This is a genomic window from Halomonas sp. AOP7-B1-5 (assembly GCF_052353045.1).
GTDB classification, from domain to species: Bacteria; Pseudomonadota; Gammaproteobacteria; order Pseudomonadales; family Halomonadaceae; genus Vreelandella; species Vreelandella colorata.
Map to the genome: position 1 here is coordinate 36168 of NZ_JBQTDC010000020.1, position 20463 is coordinate 56630.

Sequence of the window (20463 nt, forward strand, 5' to 3'; positions counted from 1 at the left end):
ACCATTTTTATAGGTCATTTTTATAGATAATTTTGCATTAAGTAATCATAGGCGCTTTTGATCCGTTGAAAACGCGCCGAAGCGAGCGCAATTTGTTGCTCACTCCCAGTATAGAAACGGTCAGGGTGATTGAGCTGTGCCATACGCCGGTAGGCGCGGCGTATTTCAGTTTGGCTAACCCCGGGAGTTAATCCCAAGACAGCAAGCGCACGAGTGGTGCGATCAGGTGGGGGCGCTGTCCGCTGCTGACCATACTGCGAGCTGCGCTGTTGCCTTGCCCGCTCATACTGTCTTTGACGCTGAGCAGACTCTTGGTGTTGACGGGCTTTTTCGCGTTCGGCTTTTTCCTGGGCTTGCGCATGCGCCCGCTGAGCCTCTTCCTGCTGGCGCTTTTTTTCTTTTTCCTGCTGCGCGGCATGAGCCTCGGCTTCGCGGGCCTGCTGGGCATAGTACTCGGCGTCGTGTACTCGCCAGTAGGCATCGCGACTGGGGTCCTCTGGCCTGGCCAACGGCTGCCCTGTCAGCTCCTGAAACAGCGTACTTAGCGTGGTGGGGGCAACGTTGAGTAAGTCCGCCAGAAAACGCAAGATGTAATGATTGGCCAGCGAAAGTTCGCCACTGTCTGTTGCGAGCGTAATAGCCTGATGCATCACACTCACGCTATGCTCTTGAGAGCACTCTTTGCGAATGACTTCAGCGGCCAGTTGAATTGCTAGCAAATCCTGCTGCTGAGCGATATGCATAACAGGTCCCAGCTCATGCCCATGGCGAAACTGTGCGGATATCTGGGCTAAACGGCGCCGCCGCTGGCCCTCCGACACGTGTTGACGGTGTGCCAATACCCAAGCTAATACCAGTAGCTTTGCCGTATCCACTTGGCTGCGGCTTTTTAAAAGCAGCAGCTCAAAGGGAGAAAAACGGGCAATGGACATTCCCTGGCTCCAAAGGCGAAGAGGTGAATCATAACCGCAAAGAGCGGATCATCATGATGATGGGTGTCATGGTATATCATCGCGATAGGCAATGACGTAGGAGATTGTTCAGGTGATCAGCGTTGAGCGTAAAAACAGCTACCAGCTGCGCCTCACCCGGCGGCTCAAGGAAGAGACATCGCATAGGCTTGACGTCTATCTTTTTGTACCCGGCGAGTTGGGCCTAAACACGCATGTTATCTCTGAAGAGGCATTTTATCACGCTTCGATTAGCGTCTCTCGGACTTACTATAGTGACGCCCACCACTTGCCGCTTGTGCAGAGTCGGCTTGCCAGCCGTAATCAGTTGGGCAGCGAGCCTTATCGATTAAGCTTGAGCCTGTATGCCTACCAGTATGTGGTGGCGATGGAGCGCACCACTCAGAAAATGCTGGTAAGTGAACGCAAGCTGCGTGAAGAAAGGCAAAAAGAGTCCAAGGATGTTCAAGAGCTTAGCGACGAGCTGTGCGCGCAGCTATACGAAACACAGGATTTGAGTGAAGGGATCCTAAAAAGGATGCGGCGTAACCAACCCACCGATGAGAGCCTTTATAAGTATTTTGCCAATATCGACAATTACCTATCGTGGTTTACCGAGCAGCAGCTGCTCGCGTTGGTTGCTCATATGCCGCGCGGTGGGGAGTTCAGTGAGATAAAGCGGCGCTATATCAGCGTATGCGAAGGCGAAAGCGAGTACCGGCGTGAACAGCAGTACAACGCCGAGCGCGTTATGGCGGACCCCACCCGCATGTCAAACAAGATGCGCCTGCTGCGGCGGTTGATCGAATACCCGATTACGCTGAAACAGACATCCCTTGAGCTGGGCAGCGGTGAGCAAAAGGCGGTCAAAGCCATTGCTACCGCCGTCGTGATGGCCTGCGTAACGCTTGGGGTCTTGCGGGTGCGTGAAGTGGTGGGCGATATCACCGCACTGTTCGTACTGGCCATGGCGTTACTCTATGCCATGCGCGAGGTGTTTAAAGACGACTTGCGCAATACGCTCTGGCGCTTGTTACGGCGCGGTCGGCCAAAGTGGCGTCGCCAATACGAAGATCCTACGCGTAATTCGGTCGTCGGTCGTCAGCTTGAGTGGTTTGACTACAAGCGCTATGCCGCGTTGGATGCAGATGTTCAGCAGATGCGCAGGCGCACGGTCGCTCAGCGTGAGGAAATTGTGCTGCACTATCGCTCCAGCTCGCGGATGTCGCCCACCCGGTTTTTAAGTGGCTACGAGCACACCCGAGAAACGCTGCATATTGATCTTTTGATGTTGACGCGTTTGATGAGCAAAGAGAAGCACCATATCTATCGCTTAAAAGATGGGCAATCAGTGCGCGAAAGCGTCGAACGGCGTCACTTATTTAATCTGATTGTGCGCGAGACGGGAAGCGAAGACACGCCGTATTTAGCGCGCTGGAAAGTCGTCGTCGGCCGCTCGGGCATTGTTGACGTTGAAAAGGTAGCGGAGAGCAGTACTGCTATAGACCCAGCGCATTGAGTCGAGCGGGATACCCTAAAACCGCCTGCAAGCGGCGGTTTTAGGGTGGCCTATAGGGCCGATCAAGCGTATGACTAGCTTAGTGAATTGATCGCCTGTTCCAGGTTATCCACACTGCGTTGCGTGTGGTGAAGCTTATCCAAGCCGAAAAGGCCGATGCGGAAGGTCTGGAAGTTATCGCCTTCATCCACCATAAGCGGTACGCCGCCCGCTACCTGAATACCCGCCTGGGCAAACTTGCCCACAAGCCCGGCATCACTGGTGTAACTTACTACGACCCCCGGGGCTTCATAACCTTCGGCGGCAACGCTGATAAACCCGTGGCGTGCAAGCATGTCCCGAACGCCCTGACCAATGGCCTGCTGTTCTTGCTTCACTTTGGCAAAGCCGTATTCACGAGTCTCCTGCATGATATCGCGTAGCTGGCGCAAGGCATCCGTTGGCATGGTGGCGTGGTAGGCGTGGCCACCGTTTTCGTAGGCCTGCATGATGGCGTGCCATTTGGCCAAGTCACACGCGAAACTATTGCTTTGCGTTTCGCTCAAGCGCTGTGTGGCGCGCTCGGAAAGCATGACCATGGCGCAGCATGGTGAGCCGCTCCAACCTTTTTGCGGAGCGCTGACCACCACGTCGATGCCCAAATCCTGCATATCCACCCACAGCGTGCCTGCGGCAATGGCGTCCAGTACAAAAAGACCGCCCGCTTCGCGCGTCGCTTGCGCCACGGTGCGAATGTAGTCATCGGGCAGCAGTAAACCCGCAGACGTTTCGACCTGCGGGGCAAACACCACGGCGGGTTTTTCCTGGCGGATACGCTCGGCGGCTTCTTCAGCGGGTACGGGCATAAACGGCGACTGCGGATCATCGTCAGTCACGCGGCGCGCTTTGAGCACCGTGTGCTGGTCGGTTAAACGGCCCATTTCGATAATCTGCGTCCAGCGATAGCTAAACCAGCCGTTACGAATCACCAGAGTGTTCTGGTCCAGGGCGAACTGACGTGCGACCGCTTCCATGCCAAACGTCCCACTGCCCGGAACAATGGCCGTCGAGTGCGCGTTATAGACTTCTTTCAGCGTGGCCGAAATATCGCGCATCACGCCTTGGAACTGTTGCGACATATGGTTGAGCGAACGGTCGGTATAAACCACTGAGTATTCGAGTAGTCCAGTGGGGTCGACGTTGGGTAGTAGAGCCGCCATTACGTTCTCCTTGATGAGTAGGCATACAGTTCACGCGAAATGAAGTGGCTTACAGGGTACGAGGAATTGTTAGGCGAGGCCAGCGCCGCAGATATGGTTCTCAAGGCAATAAAAAAACCGCTGTCATGAAGACGGCGGTTTAGGTGATAGCCAGCCTGGTGCAACCGAAGGCTGTTTAGCGCTGAGGCAGTTGCTCGGGGCCAAAGGCGTCTGGAAGCAGAGTTTCCATGGTGTAGGTCTTGAGCACCTCGCCCTGGCGGGAGATGACCATGATTTGCGTATCGGGAGTGGCGAACTCACGAATACGCTGACGGCAGTCGCCACAGGGCGTGCACAGGTGCTCGCCCGGGCCCATCACATACACCTTGGCAAGCTCGCGCTGGCCAGCGGTGACCATCGCGCTAATGGCCGATGCTTCCGCACACAGCCCTTTGTAATGGGCGACTTCGACGTTAGCGCCTACGAACTGCTGGCCGTCCGGGCACTCCATGATGGATGCCACCGGGTGGTCGGAGTACGGAACGTAGGCATTATTCAATGCATCAAGCAGCGTGTTGACCAGAGCAGAGTCTGCTTGGCTCATAGATGATTCCTCGGTTTAACCCACTTAAGCATTGTTGACCCACTTAGGCGTTGGCGGCGTCATCACGCAGGACCGTATCCAGCGCGATGATCATCATATCGTTGAAGGTGGTTTGACGATCGGCGCTGGAGAGCGCTTCACCTTTCAAAATATGATCCGATACGGTGCAGATGGTCAGCGCGCGGGCACCGAACTCGGCGGCAACGCCGTAAAGGCCGGCAGCTTCCATCTCGACACCTACAATGCCGTAGCGCTTCATCAGCTCGGCCATGTCGGTCTGCGGGTTGTAGAACAGGTCAGCGGAGAAGATGTTACCTACTTTCACCGGCACGTTTTGCGCCTTGGCGGCGGCCACGGCGTGGCTTGTCAGCTCAAAATCCGCAATCGCGGCAAAGTCGTGGTCGTTAAAGCGCATGCGATTCACCTTGGAATCGGTGCACGCGCCCATGCCGATCACCACATCGCGAACGTTAACGTCGTCGCGTACCGCGCCGCAGGAGCCTACGCGAATAATCGACTTCACGCCGTAATCGGTAATCAGCTCTTTGGCATAGATGGACACTGACGGAATGCCCATGCCGTGGCCCATCACGGAAATTTTGCGACCTTTATAGGTGCCGGTATAGCCCAGCATGCCGCGCACGTCATTCACCTGACGCACGTCGTCAAGGTAGGTCTCGGCAATGTACTTGGCGCGCAGCGGGTCGCCGGGCATCAATACCGTATCCGCGAAATCACCCTGTTCAGCATTAATGTGCGGAGTAGCCATGTGGTTTCCTTATGTCTTTTTAAATGGCGCCATCAGGCAGCATAAGATAGAAAGCTTTTACCATCGTCCATCGCCGGGAGGGCGAAGTAATCCGCCAGCGTCTGGCCAATATCGGCAAACGTATCGCGTGCGCCCATCGGCCCTGGCGCGAACCCGGCACCGCTGACCATCACCGGGATGTATTCACGCGTGTGTTCGGTGCCTTCCCAGCTTGGGTCGCAGCCGTGATCAGCGGTAAGAATCAGCAGATCGTCGTTATTCAACGCGGCGAGAAGCTCCGGCAGGCGGGCGTCAAAATGCTCGAGGGCGGCCGCGTAGCCCGGCACGTCACGACGATGGCCGTAGACCGAGTCGAAATCGACAAAGTTGGTCATGATCATGGTCGGGCGGTCGCTGGTTTCAGCGGCGGTACGCGCCACTTCGCCCAGCGTCGCGTCCATCAGCGCGTCGTGGCCGCTGGCTTTAACCTTGTGAGTAATGCCGCAGTGGGCGTATATATCGGCAATCTTGCCAATCGATACCATTTCACCACCGGCATCGGCGAGCTTTTGCAATACGGTGGGCGAGGGCGGCTCAACGCTGTAATCGCGACGGTTGCCGGTACGCGCAAAGCTTGCGCTGTCTTCACCCATGAACGGACGGGCAATCACCCGGCCGATGTTGTAAGGCTCTAAAAGCTCGCGCACGGTTTCGCACAGCGCATAAAGGCGATCCAGGCCAAAGTGTTCTTCATGAGCGGCAATCTGGAAGACCGAATCCGCCGAGGTATACACAATCGGTTTGCCGGTCTGCACATGCTCGTCACCCAGGCGGGCGATAATCTCGGTGCCCGAGGCGTGACAGTTGCCGATCACGCCGGGCAGATCGGCTGCCTGAACAATCTTGTCCAGTAGCTCTTGTGGAAAGCTTTCGGTCTTGTCGCTGAAGTAGCCCCAGTCAAAACGTACCGGCACGCCAGCGATTTCCCAGTGGCCGGATGGGGTGTCCTTGCCGCTGGAAATTTCCTGGGCGTGGGCGTAGGCGCCTTCTAGCACCTCGGGCAGGGCAACGCCTTCGGCAACCGCGCCGGTGCTATCCCGGTGGGCGTGAAACAGACCCAATTTGGCCATGTTGGGCAGCTTCAAGGGGCCTGAGCGTTCAGCCGTATCGGCTTCGCCACGCGCACAGGCGGTGGCGATATGGCCCAGGGTGTCCGAGCCTTCATCGCCAAAGGCGGCGGCATCGGCGGCGCTGCCAATGCCGAAGGAGTCTAGTACCAGCACAATTGCACGTTTCATGGCGTTTTCCTCGTCAGACGGTGCTAATTAAAGCGCTTCACCGCGATAGGTTTCTTGAAGCAGTGAATCAATCGTCGCTTCACCCGCGCCAATAGTGATGGCAGCACGCAGCTGGGCAGCGGCGCGGTCAGCTTCTTCATCGCTACGCGCGTGAACGAAGGCCAGCGGCTGCTGGTTATCCACCTGGGTGCCCAGCTCGGCAATCGCACTGAAACCCACGCTATGATCGATACTGGCATCGTTACGCAGGCGACCACCGCCCAGTTCCACCACGCTCATGCCCACTGCGCGGGTATCGATGCGCAGCACATTGCCCGACTGTTCGGCATACACGGGCTTGACCACGTTGGCCTTGGCAAGGTAGCTGTCAGAGCGCTCCATAAAATCACCCGGGCCGCCCAGTTCACGCACCATGCGCGCGAATACTTCGGCTGCGGCACCCGAGGTCAGGGCTTTTTCAAGCTGGCTCAGGGCGTCTTCACGGCTCTTGGCCAGTTTGCCCGCCATGAGCATTTCTACCGCCAGCTCACGGGTAACCTGCATCACGCGGCTGTTGGGGCGCTCGCCACGCAGCAGCTCCAGCGTCTCGATGATTTCAACTGCGTTGCCCGCGCACGGTGCCAGCGGCTGGCTCATGTCGGTGAGAAGTGCGGTTGTCGGTGTACCGGCATGGGTGGCCACCGAGGCGATGCTTTTGGCAAGCTCGTGGGATTTTTCGGTGGTGGGCATAAATGCGCCACTGCCGACTTTGACATCCATGACCAGCGCATCAAGGCCGGAGGCAAGCTTTTTACCCAGAATGGACGCGGTAATCAGCGGAATGGATTCAACCGTCGCGGTGACGTCGCGCACGCCGTAAATACGCTTATCCGCCGGTGCCAGGTTGCCGGTCTGGCCGATGATCGCCACGCCGGTGGATTTCACTACATCACCAAAGCGCTCAGGAGCAGGGTAGGGGTCGTAGCCGGGGATCGACTCAAGCTTATCCAGCGTACCGCCGGTATGGCCAAGGCCACGGCCTGAAATCATGGGTACAAAGGCGCCACATGCGGCGACCCACGGGCCGAGTACCAGCGACACCAGATCACCCACGCCGCCGGTGGAGTGCTTGTCGACCACCGGTCCAGGCAGGTTGAGCGAATCCCACTGCATGACGTGACCGGAATCACGCGTAGCAGTGGTCAGCGCGACCACTTCTTCACGGCTCATGCCGTTAAGAAATACCGCCATGGTGAAGGCGCCAATCTGAGCGTCGCTGATGCGGTCATCGGCAATGCCTTGGATAAAGGTTTTGATATCCGCTGCTGCCAGTGGGTTGCCATCACGCTTTAAACGAATCAGTTCCTGCGGGAGCATATTAATAGCCTCCTTGTAGTGCCGCGCTTTCCACGCCGCCCAGTGTGTTCAGTAAATTGGCTAAAAGGCTCGAGGCGCCAAAGCGAAAGTGCGCAGGCGTTACCCAGGCGCTGCCCATGATCTTACTTGCAAGCGCTAAGTACTCAGCGGCTTCTTGTGTGGTGCGCACGCCGCCTGCGGCTTTAAAGCCCACGTCTTTGCCGCTTGCCTTAATCGCGTTCAGCATAATCTCTGCGGCTTCAAGCGTAGCGTTGGTAGCCACTTTGCCGGTAGAGGTTTTAATAAAGTCGGCGCCGCCTTCAATGGCAAGCTCGCTGGCGCGTTTGATAAGCGCTGGCTCCTTGAGCTCGCCTGTCTCAATAATGACTTTCAGCAGGGCCTGACCCGCACAAGCCGCTTTGCACATTTCAACCAGCTCAAGGCCTGTCTCTTCGTCGCCCGCGATGAGTGCGCGGTAAGGGAAAACCACATCAACTTCATGAGCGCCCGAGGCAACCGCATCGCGGGTTTCACGGGCGGCAGCCATGATGTCCTCGCCGCCATTCGGGAAGTTGGTAACCGTCGCGATTTTCACCAGCTCGTTTAATTTGTGCGCAGTAAGCGCACGCTGGGCGGTAACGATGAATTGCGGATAGACGCATACGGCTGCCGGGTTGCCGTAAGGCGTTTTAAGCTGCTGACAAAGAGCTTCAATGGTCGCGTCGGTGTCGCTGTCGTTTAAGCTGGTTAAATCCATCAGGGCTAACGCGTGGCGGGCAGCCTGTTGGTCAGCATGGTTAGGGCCAGTCGAAGTGGAAGCGGTCATGACGTTCTCTCAAATCAGGAAAAGATAAACGGGCACTGCAAGTATAAATCGCAGTGCCCGGTACGCTGGAGCTTAAGCGCTCAACTTCGCGCTTAAGCTCTTAGGGGTTAGCTGGTTAGATTACTTAACGAGATAAAGAAACCAGCAATGGTGGCAGACATTAAATTGGATAAAGTACCGGCCAGCACGGCTTTTACTCCAAAGCGGGCAATCTCAGCACGACGCGTCGGTGCAATACTGCCCAGGCCGCCCAACAAAATAGCGATAGATGACAAGTTGGCAAAGCCGCATAGAGCAAACGACAGGATGGCCATGGTGTGAGGCGTCATCAACTGACCTGTCGCGGCCACTACTTGTTCCCCATCGATGTAGGGCGCAAGGTTAATAAAGGCAACGAACTCGTTGACGACCAGCTTCTGGCCGATAAACGAACCAGCAAGCGTTGCTTCAGACCACGGTACGCCAAGTAGGAACGCCAGCGGCGCAAACAGCCAGCCCAGAATCATCTCAAGGCTCAGCGACTCAAACCCAAACCAGCCGCCAACGCCGCCTAAAATACCGTTGACCAATGCGATCAAGGCAATAAAGGCCAGCAGCATGGCGCCAACGTTGGCAGCCAGCATCAGGCCGGAGGTGGCGCCCGATGCGGCAGCGTCCAGTACGTTAGCGGGTTTGTTGTCAAGCTCTTGAAGCTCTTCTTCAACCTTGGTGATGCTGTCGCTGTCGGTCGCATCCTGGGTTTCCGGCATGATCAGCTTGGCAAACAGCAAGCCGCCAGGGGCTGCCATAAAGGAAGCGGCTACCAGGTATTCCATGGGAATGCCCAGCGCGGCATAGCCTGCCAGTACGGAGCCTGCTACGGATGCCAGACCACCACACATCACCGCAAATAGCTGTGAGGGCGTCATGCGGGCAATAAAGGGACGAACCACCAGCGGGGCTTCGGTCTGGCCTACAAAGATGTTGGCCGTAGCAGAAAGCGACTCGGTGCGCGAAGTACCCAGTGCTTTTTGCAGCGCGCCACCCAGAATGCGGATGACCCACTGCATGATGCCCAGGTAATACAGCACGGCGATCAGTGAGGAGAAGAAGATGATGACCGGCAGCACTTTGATGGCAAACACAAAGCCGACGTTATCGACGTCAGCCAGGCCACCAAATAGAAAGCCGATCCCATCATTGGCATAAACCAGTATCTGGCTTACCCCCGCAGAAATGGTTTCTAAGACGGCCTGACCAAACGGCACATACAGTACAAAGGCACCGATACCTGCCTGAATGGCAAAGGCGCCCAGCACCGTACGTAGACGTATTGACTTGCGATCATAAGAGAAGATCAGGGCGATGATCACCAGCGTGACCATGCCAACCAAGCTCATAAGGAGTGTCATATGAGGATCCTTTGAGTCCGCGAGGGGGCTCGTTTAAAGTAAGTTGAGCTTGACGGAGTAAATCATCGCGTTTTGATAATCGTTCGGCGTACCCAGCTTGTTATCCGAGTAGCGGTACTGAATGCCTGTGGTGATCAGGTCAGTCGGGTGCCACCAAAGGCTCAGTGCACCGTTGGTGCCCACACTTCCGGCCTTGTCGCCCACGTAATTCTGTTCCAGGTAATCATCGTCGCGGCCAAACGTTTGCTCGTGCCAGTTCGTGACACTGAAGTTCTGATCAAGCGCGGCGAAGTCATAGCCCGCCACCCAGCCAGCCATATAGCCATTCATACCCGTGTAGCCATCACTTTGCACCCGTGCTGCGCCGATGAATGGTTTGAACCATAGACCGTTTGCGAAGGTAGTGCGATAGCCAAGACCTAGAATTTGATCCTGCTCGCGTCCGTTATAGCCGTAGTCGCGGAAGTCGTATACGTGGGCATACAGCGAAAGCGGGCTGTCACCGAGATAAATATGCGAAGTAATCTTACCTGCCGTGCGGAAGTTATCTTTACCACCGCTCGATTCATCGAACTGGTCGTTGGTCGGGTTCTCGAAATCGAAGAAGCCGTAGAACTCACCCCAGCTAAAGCCCGCGCCGCCTTCAATTTCTACATAGGTGAAATCACTTTTAGCTGCGTTGGAGGCGGTACGGCGCTCGGTGCCGTTGGACCAATCAAGGTAGTTAACCGAGACGTTGGCAAATGACCACAGTCTATCGAGTGGCTGAGCTTGGGAGTCGTTTGCCAACACCGGGGTGATACCCGCCATTAGTACGCCAGCGCTAAGAGTGGCGAGATAAGAAGTGCGCATAAGAGTCGGAGCGGTCATGTAAGCCTCAAAAAGTTGCCACGGTTTTAATCGGGTTTGGAATTATGTGGTCTGGCGTGGATGTTAGAATTATAACATTGCATGTTATTTTTTTAACGCCGAATTGCAATAAAGCCTAACCAACGCTATTTAAATGTCATGGCCGTGATGCAACATCTAAAGTGCCCAAACACACTGAGGCGTAGCACAGGAGAGGCGTGACAGGGTAGTGGGCATGGTTTTGAGGCTAAAGGGGAGTAGCCAGAGGATGGCCGCTCGCGCAGCATAAACATAACTGGCAACAAGAAATGACAAAGGAGATGCCTTGTATGAACGGTCGCAGTGCACAGCGATTGACCGTGCTTCAAGAAGCGTTGGCCAGTGGTGGCACATTGCATTTACGCGATGCCGCTATTTTATGCGGTGTTTCGGAAATGACCATACGCCGCGACCTTACAACGCAGCCTAGTGCTATGGTGCTACTTGGTGGCCGGTTGGTGATGACCAGCTACCCTGGCGCAACCCAGGTATATGATTTAACCGAGCAGCAGGCCAATTACTACCCGGTAAAGCACGCATTATGCCAACAGGCCGCTGGTTTCATCGAAGAGGGCGATACGCTATTTATTGACTGCGGCTCGACCTTGATGCCGCTTTTAGGCCAGCTCAAGAGTTTTAACCAATTAACCGTGGTTACCTATGCGCTTAACGTAGCCACGGTGGTGTCAGCTCTGCCTAATGTACGTTTAGTATTATTAGGCGGGCTGTTTTATGCCGCGTCACAATCGTTTGGTAGTGATGAGATGCGTGCGACGATTGAGCGTATCGGGATCAATAAAGCATTTATTTCAGCGGCGGGCGTTGATTGTGGTCGAGGCGTTAGTTGCTTCCACTTTCATGAGGTTGCTCCCAAACAGGCGGCGATTGCCTCTGCATTGCAGTGTTTCTTAGTGGTGGACGCAAGTAAATTTGGGATTATTCGTCCCGCTTACTTCGCCTCATTGAACGATTTCGACATTATCGTTACTAACGATAAGTGCACGTCTGAGTTACTTACCGACTTCCGAGGGCGCACAATTTTTAGCCACTCTCCAGCATTACCTACCTGTGAACATGCGCACTAATCTGTCGCGGTTGGGTGCGTCAAATCGTCGCTTTGCTTCGTTGTTTAGATCCAAGGAAAATACCCTTCATTAGTGCTGATCCTGATTTAGTATGAGGGTTAGCTCAATCCGCTACCTGCTTCCTACCCTGGTAGCGCATATTTTTCCCGGAGCAAGGGCAGACCCTGCTGGCAGAGTGTTTTGGGAAAGGTATGGGGTGTTAGTTAGCTGGCATATGGCATATCGTTTGGCTTGCTGTGTGGCGGCTAGTTTTGTAACGCAACTCTGACGAGATCGCACCATGCAACAACCTTTCTACTGGCGCAGGGCCGGCACCTTGGTGCTCCTAGCGCTATGCTTGCTGCTTGCAGGCTGTAGCTCGGCCTTAATGGACCCGAAAGGCGTGATTGGTGAAACCCAGCGTTCACTAATTCTGAGTTCTTTTGGCCTGATGCTGATCGTGGTCATCCCCGTTATTGTCATGACGATAGTGTTTGGTTGGTACTATCGCCGTAGCAATACAATGGCCGAATACCTGCCCGACTGGGCACACTCCAACTGGATCGAAGCTATCGTTTGGCTGGTTCCGGTGGTTATCGTCGCTATTTTGGGCGTAATTACCTGGAAAAGTTCGCACGACCTTGATCCTCACCGCGCACTTGAAAGCGACGTGGCCGAGCTTGAAATTCAAGCTGTGGCGCTCGACTGGAAATGGCTGTTCATCTATCCCGAGCAAGGCATTGCAACGGTCAATGAAGTTGCCTTCCCGGTAGATACGCCTGTTCGTTTTCGCGTGAGCTCCGGTTCAGTGATGAACTCTTTCTTCATTCCTCAGTTGGGTAGCCAGATCTACGCAATGGCAGGAATGGATAACGACGTTTATCTGCAGGCCAACGAAATCGGTACCTACGGTGGTCGTTCGACCAACTATAGCGGTGCTGGCTTCTCTGGCATGATCTTCGATGCTCATGTGACATCAGATGAAGATTTTGATACCTGGGTTGCTGAAGTCGCGCAGTCGCCACAAACCCTGAGCTATCCGGAAGGATACTCTGGGCTTGCTGAGCGTTCTTCGTTCCATCCTGTTGAGTACTTCTCAAACGTTACGCCTGAGTTCTATGAGCGCTTGGTGTCCAGCTTCCATACTGGCAGCGACCCCGACACTGACACTCAAGATGCGCCCCGCGCACCAGCAATCGATAGCAATGAAGCCTATCAAACGACCGACAACCAAGCGAATGGCGAGGCTGAGGATGGCCAGGCCATGAGCAATGAGGCGGGAGAGTAACCGTGTTCGGTAAATTAACCCTAGAAGCAATTCCTTATCACGAGCCCATTCTGGTGATAGCGGGTCTCGTGGGGATTCTAGGCGGCGCGGCGTTGTTGGGCGCGTTGACCTATTTCCGTAAGTGGGGCTGGCTATGGAACGAGTGGTTCACCTCAGTCGACCATAAAAAGCTTGGTATCATGTATTTCATCGTGGCGCTGATCATGCTGCTGCGTGGCTTTGCTGATGCCCTGATGATGCGTGTACAGCAGGCGGTAGCAGCGGGTGGCTCGGCAGGCATTCTGCCGCCTGATCACTACGACCAGATCTTTACCGCCCACGGCGTTATCATGATCTTCTTCGTGGCGATGCCCATGGTTATCGGCCTGATGAACTTGGTTGTTCCGTTACAGATCGGTGCGCGCGATGTTGCGTTCCCGTTCCTTAACAACCTGAGTTTCTGGCTGTTCGCTGTGTCGGCTCTGCTGATCAACGTTTCTCTGTTCGTGGGTGAGTTTGCGACCACAGGGTGGTTGGCTTACGCGCCGTTATCGGGGATAGAGTACAGTCCCGGGGTCGGGGTCGATTACTGGATATGGGCGTTGCAGATATCCGGGATAGGTACCACGTTAACCGGTATCAACTTCTTCGTTACTATTCTGAAAATGCGTACCAAGGGCATGACCCTGTTCCGCATGCCGATCTTTACCTGGACGTCGCTGTGCGCCAACGTACTGATCATTGCCTCTTTCCCGATTTTGACCGCTACTATTGCGATGCTGACGCTGGATCGTTACCTGGGGATGAACTTCTTCACGAACGATATGGGCGGCAACGTAATGATGTACGTCAACCTTATCTGGGCGTGGGGTCACCCTGAGGTTTATATTCTGATTCTGCCAGCGTTCGGCGTGTTCTCAGAAGTTATTGCCACCTTTGCTCGCAAGCGTCTGTTCGGTTACCACACCATGGTGTGGGCAACAATTGCCATTACCGTGCTGTCGTTCATCGTTTGGTTGCACCACTTCTTCACCATGGGTGCAGGCGCCAACGTCAATGCCTTCTTCGGCATCATGACGATGATCATCGCGATCCCGACCGGTGTGAAAGTGTTTAACTGGCTGTTCACTATCTTCCGTGGTCGTCTGGAACTGACGTCACCGGTACTTTGGACCCTGGGCTTCATCATCACCTTTACGATTGGTGGTATGACCGGCGTAATGCTGGCACTGCCGGCAGCGAACTTTGTACTGCACAACAGTCTGTTCGTTATTGCTCACTTCCATAACGTTATCGTTGGTGGCGTGGTCTTCGGCATGATGGCGGGTCTGACCTACTGGTTCCCGAAAGCCTTCGGCTTCACGCTGGACGAGAAGTGGGGCAAGCGTTCCTTCTGGTGCTGGATAATCGGTTTCTACGTCGCGTTCATGCCGCTGTATGTTCTGAGCTTCTACGGTGCAGCGCGCCGCATGAACTCATACCCGAACGCTGAATGGCAGCCCTGGTTTATCGTTGCCTTGATCGGTGCATTGCTGATCGCTGCGGGTATCGCTTGTACGCTTATTCAGTTCTACGTAAGCGTGCGTAACCGCGATAAGTATGCTGATGTGACCGGCGACCCATGGGATGGTCGTACGTTGGAGTGGGCTGCTTCTTCCCCGCCCGCGTTCTACAACTTTGCCCGCCTGCCCGTCGTTGGTGATATCGACAGCTTCTGGTCGCAAAAGCAGCGTGGCAACGAGCAGTTGGATGATGCGCCTTATACCGATATCCATATGCCGAGAAACACGGTGGCCGGCCCTATCATCAGTGTGTTTGCGATGATTTTTGGTTTCGCCATGGTATGGCATATCTGGTGGCTGGCTGGGTTCGGTGCGATCGGCATGCTGGTGAGCTTCCTGATGCGGGTATCTAACGACGATATCGATTACTACGTACCTGCTGCAGAGGTCGAGCGAATCGAACGTGCTCATCAACAACGTGTGGAGGCCCAGGCGTAATGGCTACTGAATCCCTACATCACGATGCCCATGCTGAAGAGCATGAGCACCACGATGCCGGTCCTACCAAGGTATTTGGTTTCTGGGTCTACCTAATGAGCGACTTAGTGATCTTCGGAACACTATTCGCCACCTACGCCGTGCTCATGAAGGGCACGGCAGGCGGGCCGACCGGCGCGGATATTTTTGAACTACCTTTGATTCTGTTCGGCACCTTTGCTCTGCTGATCAGTAGTTTCACCTTCGGCATGGGCGTTCTGGCGATGAACGCCAATCGTGTCGGTCAGGTGAAAATGTGGCTGGGCATTACGTTCGTGCTGGGCCTGATGTTCCTAGGCATGGAAATCTATGAATTCCATCACCTGATCCATGAAGGTTTCGGCCCAGATCGTAGCGCCTTCCTGTCAGCGTTCTTTACACTGGTAGGCACACACGGTCTGCACGTGACCTTCGGTATGATCTGGATTCTGGTCATGCTGGTTCAGCTGTCGACCAAGGGTCTGAATGATAAAACGCGTCCGCGTATCCTGTGCTTGAGCCTGTTCTGGCACTTCCTGGATATCGTCTGGATCTGTGTATTCTCCTTCGTCTACTTGATGGGAGTGCTGGTATGAGTTCTTCTAGCCAACCGTCCGGTCACGGCACCGTAAAGTCCTATGTAACGGGTCTTGTGCTGTCGTTGGTCCTGACTGTCATTCCATTTGGCGCCGTTATGCTGGGTTCGTTCAGCTTGCCTGTGAACGTGGGAATCATCGTTGTAACTGCCGTCTTGCAGGTTCTGGTTCAGCTTGTGATGTTCATGCATTTGGACTTCAAGACTGAAGAGGGCTGGAACATGCTTTCCTTCGTCTTCACGGTGCTGATTCTCGGCCTAGTGGTAGGAGGTTCGCTGTGGATCATGCAGCATCTACATCTCAACATGATGATCGGCTAACCAGCATGCCCAATCGGTGGCACGATCTGCTTGAGCTAACCAAGCCAGGAATCATCGGCGGCAATCTGATTGCCGCCCTTGGCGGCTACTTTCTAGCCGCGCACGGTGAATTCGATCTGGTGACGTTTGCTTCGGTCATGTTGGGGATCGCATTAGTGATCGCCTCAGGATGTGCGTGTAACAACGTGATTGATCGGGATATTGATGCACTGATGGCGCGCACGCGCCATCGTCCTCTGGTTAGGGGAAGCGTCTCTATCACTCAAGCATTGGGTTTGTCGGCGCTGCTGGGTATCAGTGGTGTGGTCTGCCTGGCATTAGGCACCAATGGATTGACGGTGGCCTTGGCCGTGATTGGATGGGGCGTGTATGTAGGGGTGTATAGCCTCTATATGAAGCGTAACTCTGAATACGGCACCGTGGTAGGCAGCCTTTCAGGCGCTATGCCGCCAGTGGTGGGATACTGCGCGGTGACGGGTACTTTTGACAGTGGGGCGATTGTTCTGCTGCTGATCTTCTGCCTCTGGCAGATGCCGCACTCCTACGCTATTGCGATTTTCCGCTATGCCGATTACCAGCGCGCTTCGATTCCCGTTCTGCCTGTTGTTCACGGTATCAAGCGCGCAAAGCATCATATCCTTGGCTACATCTTGGCGTTTATTCCCGCCTCGTTAGCCTTGGTACTGGCGAGCCAGGCAGGTACTGGCTACCTGTGTGTCGCACTGACCATGGGGGGCTACTGGCTCTACTTGGCCATCTGCGGCTACCGTCTGGATGATGACGTACGCTGGGCCAAACGCGTATTTGGCGTATCGATTTTGACCATCACCGCGATGAGCCTGGTGATTGTGCTGGAATCCATGGTACCCATGTGGACGTGATTGATCCATGTCGCTAAGTGGTTGCTAAGTGGTTGAAGGAAAAAAGCCCCGGTCAGCTCAGCTGGCCGGGGCTTTTTCTTGCCTTGAACCTAGCTTCCCAGTGATCGCACCCACGTTAGCGTATAAGGTGCGATGACGAGGTTACGCTTCCCGCTGACTTGCCTGAATGGCGGTCAGCGCGATGGTGTAGACAATGTCATCTACCAGAGCGCCGCGTGAAAGATCATTCACCGGCTTGTTCAACCCCTGAAGCATGGGCCCCACGCTGACGACGCGAGCGCTACGCTGCACCGCTTTGTAGGTTGTATTGCCGGTATTCAGATCGGGGAATACAAACACGGTGGCACGGCCTGCTACGGGCGAGTCGGGCGCTTTTTGCTTACCCACGCTTTCAATGGCGGCAGCATCGTACTGAAGTGGGCCATCGATCAATAAGTGCGGGGCACGCTCTTTGGCAATGCGAGTGGCTTCACGCACTTTATCCACATCCGCACCTGTGCCCGAGTCGCCGGTTGAGTAGCTGATCATGGCTACGCGCGGCTCGATACCAAACGCTTCTGCTGAGCGAGCACTTTGCAGGGCGATTTCGGCAAGCGTTTCAGCATCCGGGTCCGGGTTCACCGCACAATCGCCATATACCACTACCTGTTCGGGCAGCAGCATAAAGAAGATCGACGATACCTGGTTATATTCAGGCGCGGTCTTAATCAGCTGAAACGCCGGGCGCACCGTATTGGCCGTGGTATGAATGGCGCCGGATACCAATCCATTCACCTCATCGAGCTGTAGCATCATGGTACCCAGCACCACGTTATCCTGAAGCTGGGCTTCAGCGGTAAGCTCGTTGAGCTTGCCACGTCGGCGCTCTACCATCGGCCCGATATAGTTTGCCCGCGTGCTTTCCGGATCGATGATCATGAGAGTGTCCGGCAGCGTTAGACCACGGTTGCGAGCGACATTTTCAATTTTTTCGCGGCTGCCTAGCAGTACGCAGTTGGCAATGCCGCGCCGCTGGCAAATAATCGCGGCTTCCACCGTGCGTGGCTCATCTCCTTCCGGCAGTACAATGCGCTTTTGAGCTTGCTGGGCCTGCTTAACCAACTGATGGCGGAATGCTGAAGGCGACAGACGCTGTATATAGCTGTTGCTTAAGGTGGTTTTAAGCCACTCCAGATCCATATGCGCGGCTACATAGCGTGCGACCTGTTCAGCCCGCCCGAAGTCATCAATGGGAATTTCGCTGCTTAGCTGGCTCAGATGTTGGGCGGTGGTCAGACTATCGGTTTCCACGGCCAACACCGGAAGTCCGGTTTTTAGAGCCGGCGTGCACATCTCAATCATGTTGTCATTGGGCAAAAAGCCGTTGGTCAGCAGTACGCCCGCCAGCTGGGTGCCGTTCATGGTGGCAAGTGCCGAAGCCAATACAACGTCATCACGGTCGCCTGAAGCCACCACTAAACTTCCCGGGGTAAAGATATGCAGCGCATTGGCTGCGCTACGGGCGCACAGACTGGTCGACATTACCCGCCGACTGGCGGCTTCGCCTTCATTCAATAGTGTGGCATTAAGCGCACGGGCCACATCCAGTGTACGCGGCGCAGTCAACGTTTTGCTTTGCGGCACGATGCCAATTAAATGGAAGCTTTCGGTGGCAAGCGACGGCGAGTAGCGACGCAGCTCGGCAAGTACGGGTTCTTCAAGCTGAGGCTTGATGGTGCCGGGGGCTGCTGAAAGATCATCTTCCTGCCCATAGGGCAGATTTTTCATACGCATTAAAATGCAGCCCAGCGTGCGGCTGGAGCTAACTCCCCCGAAGCTGCGCGCATGCATATCAAGCTCGTCAGCAAGCGCTTGGGGGTCGTGTAAATCGCCCGTACCGACCAGAATAATGCGCGCATTGAGTGCATGTGCCAGCTGGGCGTTAGTCTGGGTGGCATAGGTGGTATGTTGGGTCGGCACCACGCCTTCTACCACAACCAAGTCCAGGGCGTTGTTATCGCGCTCGGCCTGCTGTACTACCTGATCATAAAGCTCCACCACGTTTTCCATCAGCTCATCAATCTGGTCATCGCGCAGCAAGCGTTCCAGTCTGGATTGAGAGATAGGCGAGGGTGGGCGCTGGTTTAAGGTACGCGATACCAGTGCGGTTGAACGATCAAGGCCGGGCCCATTCAGCTCGTTTTGCATAAATGGTTTTAAAAAGCCGGCTTTTAGGCCGATGGTGTCGAGTGCCTGAATTAATCCTAAACAGGCCGAGGTTAAGCCGGCGCCTACGCTGGTGGGCACTAACAGGATGGCTTGAGGTTGGGCAGGGGTAGTCATGCTTGAGCCTCCACACACTGGCGTGTTTCCATCGCGATACGGCCTTCCTCATCGGTAGGAATGACCCATACTTCAGGTCCTGCATGATTCTCGCTGTCCAGTTTGCCTTCTTTTCCGCGTATCATCGCTGCGTTGCTCTCCTCATTTAGGGCAAAGCCAAAGTGGGGCAAGAGGCCGATTACCTGGCGGCGCACAGTGGGGGAGTTCTCACCGATACCACCGGTAAAAATGACCCCGTCCAGCCTAGGTAGCGCACAGGAAAGCGCGGCCAGTGATTTGGCAATGCGATAGCAGAAAACGTTCAGTGCCAGCAGGGCGCCTTCATGGCCGTTTTCTGCGGCTTCCTCAACTTCGCGCATATCATTGGTCAGTCCAGAGAGGCCCAGCAGCCCGCTTTGCTTGTTCAACACGTCATCAATTTGCTCCAGCGACCAGCCCAGTTGGCGGTGCAAATGCGCGTGCAGCCCCGGGTCGACATCGCCACTGCGGGTGCCCATCACCAAGCCCTCCAGCGGTGTGAGCCCCATGCTGGTGTCTTTACTCTGATTGTTCCATATCGCGCAGGTCGAGCAGCCGTTGCCCAGATGAGCGGTTAGCCAGCCGCCAGCGCCGCGTTCACTAAGCGTGGCCGCACGCTGGCTGACAAACGCGTGGCTGGTACCATGAAAACCGTAGCGGCGAATACCGTGCTGGGCGTACAGACTTTCCGGCAGGGCGTAGCGGTAAGCCGTGGGCGGCAGACTTTGATGAAACGCGGTGTCGAATACCGCCACCTGAGGCAGCTCGGGAAACACCTTTTGGGTAGCGGCGATCCCGGCCAGATTGGCAGGATTATGCAAAGGGGCCAGAGCCGCAGTGCTTTGAATGGCGCTGACTACGCTCTCATCAATCAACGCGGCCTGAGTGAACTGTTCGCCACCATGAACAATGCGGTGGCCGATGGCCGCAGGGATACGTCCTTCCAGGCGCTCTAAAATAGCGTTTAACACTTGCGTATGGTGGGCATTGGGCAGTGGCTGGTCAAAGCGCTCACCGGCACTATTCTTACCTTTTAAGCAGGCATCGGCACTGCCCAGACGCTCGGCCAGCCCGGCCAGACGCGGCGCATTCGGGTCTGAGTCGATCAGCGCGTATTTAATCGAGGAAGAACCACAGTTAATGACCAGCACCGGTGCATTCATAAAAATATCCACCAAGAAGAAAGCTGAAGTTTGGACCTAAGTTTAATACGCGGCAAGCGGCATCACTAACAGAGGGT

18 protein-coding genes are annotated in these 20463 nt (G+C 55.3%); 7 read left to right on the plus strand and 11 right to left on the minus strand.

What is annotated here, in order from left to right; translation table 11 throughout:
• Window positions 1-20: 20 nt before the first annotated feature.
• Window positions 21-932: a DnaJ domain-containing protein gene (locus ACT3XD_RS11310; protein WP_192538027.1), complete on the minus strand. Its 912-nt coding sequence runs from the start codon at window positions 930-932 to the stop codon at window positions 21-23.
• Between the two features lie 112 nt (window positions 933-1044).
• Between ACT3XD_RS11310 and ACT3XD_RS11315 the strand changes: the two genes are divergently transcribed.
• On the plus strand, window positions 1045-2469 hold the full coding sequence (locus ACT3XD_RS11315; protein WP_192538028.1) for a hypothetical protein: 1425 nt from the start codon (window positions 1045-1047) through the stop codon (window positions 2467-2469).
• Window positions 2470-2543: 74 nt separating this feature from the next.
• Here the strand turns inward: ACT3XD_RS11315 and ACT3XD_RS11320 are convergent, their stop codons facing one another.
• The 8 genes from ACT3XD_RS11320 to ACT3XD_RS11355 all read right to left on the minus strand — a co-directional run bounded on the left by ACT3XD_RS11320 (window position 2544) and on the right by ACT3XD_RS11355 (window position 10659).
• Window positions 2544-3668: an aminotransferase class V-fold PLP-dependent enzyme gene (locus tag ACT3XD_RS11320; RefSeq protein WP_192538029.1), complete on the minus strand. Its 1125-nt coding sequence runs from the start codon at window positions 3666-3668 to the stop codon at window positions 2544-2546.
• A 175-nt stretch (window positions 3669-3843) separates the two neighbouring features.
• On the minus strand, window positions 3844-4251 hold the full coding sequence (gene cdd, locus ACT3XD_RS11325; RefSeq protein ID WP_018919042.1) for a cytidine deaminase: 408 nt from the start codon (window positions 4249-4251) through the stop codon (window positions 3844-3846).
• A gap of 43 nt (window positions 4252-4294) precedes the next feature.
• The gene (gene deoD, locus ACT3XD_RS11330) at window positions 4295-5020 is read right to left on the minus strand and encodes a purine-nucleoside phosphorylase (RefSeq protein WP_018919041.1); all 726 of its coding nucleotides are present in this window, start codon (window positions 5018-5020) and stop codon (window positions 4295-4297) included.
• A 32-nt stretch (window positions 5021-5052) separates the two neighbouring features.
• The gene (locus ACT3XD_RS11335) at window positions 5053-6297 is read right to left on the minus strand and encodes a phosphopentomutase (protein WP_192538030.1); all 1245 of its coding nucleotides are present in this window, start codon (window positions 6295-6297) and stop codon (window positions 5053-5055) included.
• A gap of 27 nt (window positions 6298-6324) precedes the next feature.
• A complete protein-coding gene (deoA, locus tag ACT3XD_RS11340) occupies window positions 6325-7653 on the minus strand; it encodes a thymidine phosphorylase (RefSeq protein ID WP_192538031.1) in 1329 nt (442 codons plus the stop codon).
• A gap of 1 nt (window position 7654) precedes the next feature.
• Window positions 7655-8458 (minus strand): deoxyribose-phosphate aldolase, encoded by an 804-nt coding sequence (gene deoC / locus ACT3XD_RS11345; RefSeq protein WP_192538032.1) that lies wholly within the window; start codon window positions 8456-8458, stop codon window positions 7655-7657.
• Between the two features lie 107 nt (window positions 8459-8565).
• Window positions 8566-9849, minus strand: coding sequence for a NupC/NupG family nucleoside CNT transporter (locus tag ACT3XD_RS11350; RefSeq protein WP_192538033.1), 1284 nt, complete (start codon window positions 9847-9849; stop codon window positions 8566-8568).
• A gap of 33 nt (window positions 9850-9882) precedes the next feature.
• Window positions 9883-10659 (minus strand): outer membrane protein OmpK, encoded by a 777-nt coding sequence (locus ACT3XD_RS11355; RefSeq protein WP_407648090.1) that lies wholly within the window; start codon window positions 10657-10659, stop codon window positions 9883-9885.
• A gap of 368 nt (window positions 10660-11027) precedes the next feature.
• Here ACT3XD_RS11355 and ACT3XD_RS11360 point away from each other — a divergent pair, with 368 nt between their 5' ends.
• The 6 genes from ACT3XD_RS11360 to cyoE all read left to right on the plus strand — a co-directional run bounded on the left by ACT3XD_RS11360 (window position 11028) and on the right by cyoE (window position 16883).
• A complete protein-coding gene (locus ACT3XD_RS11360) occupies window positions 11028-11822 on the plus strand; it encodes a DeoR/GlpR family DNA-binding transcription regulator (protein ID WP_192538035.1) in 795 nt (264 codons plus the stop codon).
• 280 nt (window positions 11823-12102) lie between these two features.
• Complete coding sequence (gene cyoA / locus ACT3XD_RS11365; RefSeq protein ID WP_192538036.1) at window positions 12103-13089, plus strand: ubiquinol oxidase subunit II; 987 nt, start codon at window positions 12103-12105, stop codon at window positions 13087-13089.
• A gap of 2 nt (window positions 13090-13091) precedes the next feature.
• Window positions 13092-15068 (plus strand): cytochrome o ubiquinol oxidase subunit I, encoded by a 1977-nt coding sequence (cyoB, locus tag ACT3XD_RS11370; protein ID WP_192538037.1) that lies wholly within the window; start codon window positions 13092-13094, stop codon window positions 15066-15068.
• Window positions 15068-15682: a cytochrome o ubiquinol oxidase subunit III gene (gene cyoC, locus ACT3XD_RS11375; RefSeq protein ID WP_018919032.1), complete on the plus strand. Its 615-nt coding sequence runs from the start codon at window positions 15068-15070 to the stop codon at window positions 15680-15682. The genes cyoB and cyoC overlap by 1 nt, the downstream gene beginning before the upstream one ends.
• Window positions 15679-16002, plus strand: coding sequence for a cytochrome o ubiquinol oxidase subunit IV (gene cyoD, locus ACT3XD_RS11380; protein WP_192538038.1), 324 nt, complete (start codon window positions 15679-15681; stop codon window positions 16000-16002). Before cyoC ends, cyoD begins: the two co-directional genes overlap by 4 nt.
• On the plus strand, window positions 15960-16883 hold the full coding sequence (gene cyoE / locus ACT3XD_RS11385; protein WP_026285844.1) for a heme o synthase: 924 nt from the start codon (window positions 15960-15962) through the stop codon (window positions 16881-16883). Before cyoD ends, cyoE begins: the two co-directional genes overlap by 43 nt.
• A 141-nt stretch (window positions 16884-17024) precedes the next feature.
• Here the strand turns inward: cyoE and pta are convergent, their stop codons facing one another.
• Window positions 17025-19205 carry a phosphate acetyltransferase gene (pta, locus tag ACT3XD_RS11390; protein ID WP_192538039.1) on the minus strand — a complete coding sequence of 727 codons (2181 nt, stop codon included), beginning with the start codon at window positions 19203-19205 and terminating at the stop codon, window positions 17025-17027.
• Entirely contained in the window at window positions 19202-20386 is a 1185-nt protein-coding gene (locus ACT3XD_RS11395) for an acetate/propionate family kinase (protein WP_192538040.1), read from the minus strand. The genes pta and ACT3XD_RS11395 overlap by 4 nt, the downstream gene beginning before the upstream one ends.
• Window positions 20387-20463: the final 77 nt, after the last annotated feature.

Bases quoted from the DNA above. Each gene is read 5' to 3' on its own strand.
- cyoC (WP_018919032.1), top strand. From the start codon at position 15,068: ATGGCTACTGAATCCCTACATCACGATGCCCATGCTGAAGAGCATGAG.
- deoA (WP_192538031.1), bottom strand. From the start codon at position 7,653: ATGCTCCCGCAGGAACTGATTCGTTTAAAGCGTGATGGCAACCCACTG.
- ACT3XD_RS11320 (WP_192538029.1), bottom strand. From the start codon at position 3,668: ATGGCGGCTCTACTACCCAACGTCGACCCCACTGGACTACTCGAATAC.
- ACT3XD_RS11360 (WP_192538035.1), top strand. From the start codon at position 11,028: ATGAACGGTCGCAGTGCACAGCGATTGACCGTGCTTCAAGAAGCGTTG.
- deoD (WP_018919041.1), bottom strand. From the start codon at position 5,020: ATGGCTACTCCGCACATTAATGCTGAACAGGGTGATTTCGCGGATACG.
- cyoD (WP_192538038.1), top strand. From the start codon at position 15,679: ATGAGTTCTTCTAGCCAACCGTCCGGTCACGGCACCGTAAAGTCCTAT.
- deoC (WP_192538032.1), bottom strand. From the start codon at position 8,458: ATGACCGCTTCCACTTCGACTGGCCCTAACCATGCTGACCAACAGGCT.
- ACT3XD_RS11335 (WP_192538030.1), bottom strand. From the start codon at position 6,297: ATGAAACGTGCAATTGTGCTGGTACTAGACTCCTTCGGCATTGGCAGC.
- cyoA (WP_192538036.1), top strand. From the start codon at position 12,103: ATGCAACAACCTTTCTACTGGCGCAGGGCCGGCACCTTGGTGCTCCTA.
- ACT3XD_RS11350 (WP_192538033.1), bottom strand. From the start codon at position 9,849: ATGACACTCCTTATGAGCTTGGTTGGCATGGTCACGCTGGTGATCATC.
- pta (WP_192538039.1), bottom strand. From the start codon at position 19,205: ATGACTACCCCTGCCCAACCTCAAGCCATCCTGTTAGTGCCCACCAGC.
- cdd (WP_018919042.1), bottom strand. From the start codon at position 4,251: ATGAGCCAAGCAGACTCTGCTCTGGTCAACACGCTGCTTGATGCATTG.
- ACT3XD_RS11395 (WP_192538040.1), bottom strand. From the start codon at position 20,386: ATGAATGCACCGGTGCTGGTCATTAACTGTGGTTCTTCCTCGATTAAA.
- ACT3XD_RS11355 (WP_407648090.1), bottom strand. From the start codon at position 10,659: ATGGCGGGTATCACCCCGGTGTTGGCAAACGACTCCCAAGCTCAGCCA.
- ACT3XD_RS11310 (WP_192538027.1), bottom strand. From the start codon at position 932: ATGTCCATTGCCCGTTTTTCTCCCTTTGAGCTGCTGCTTTTAAAAAGC.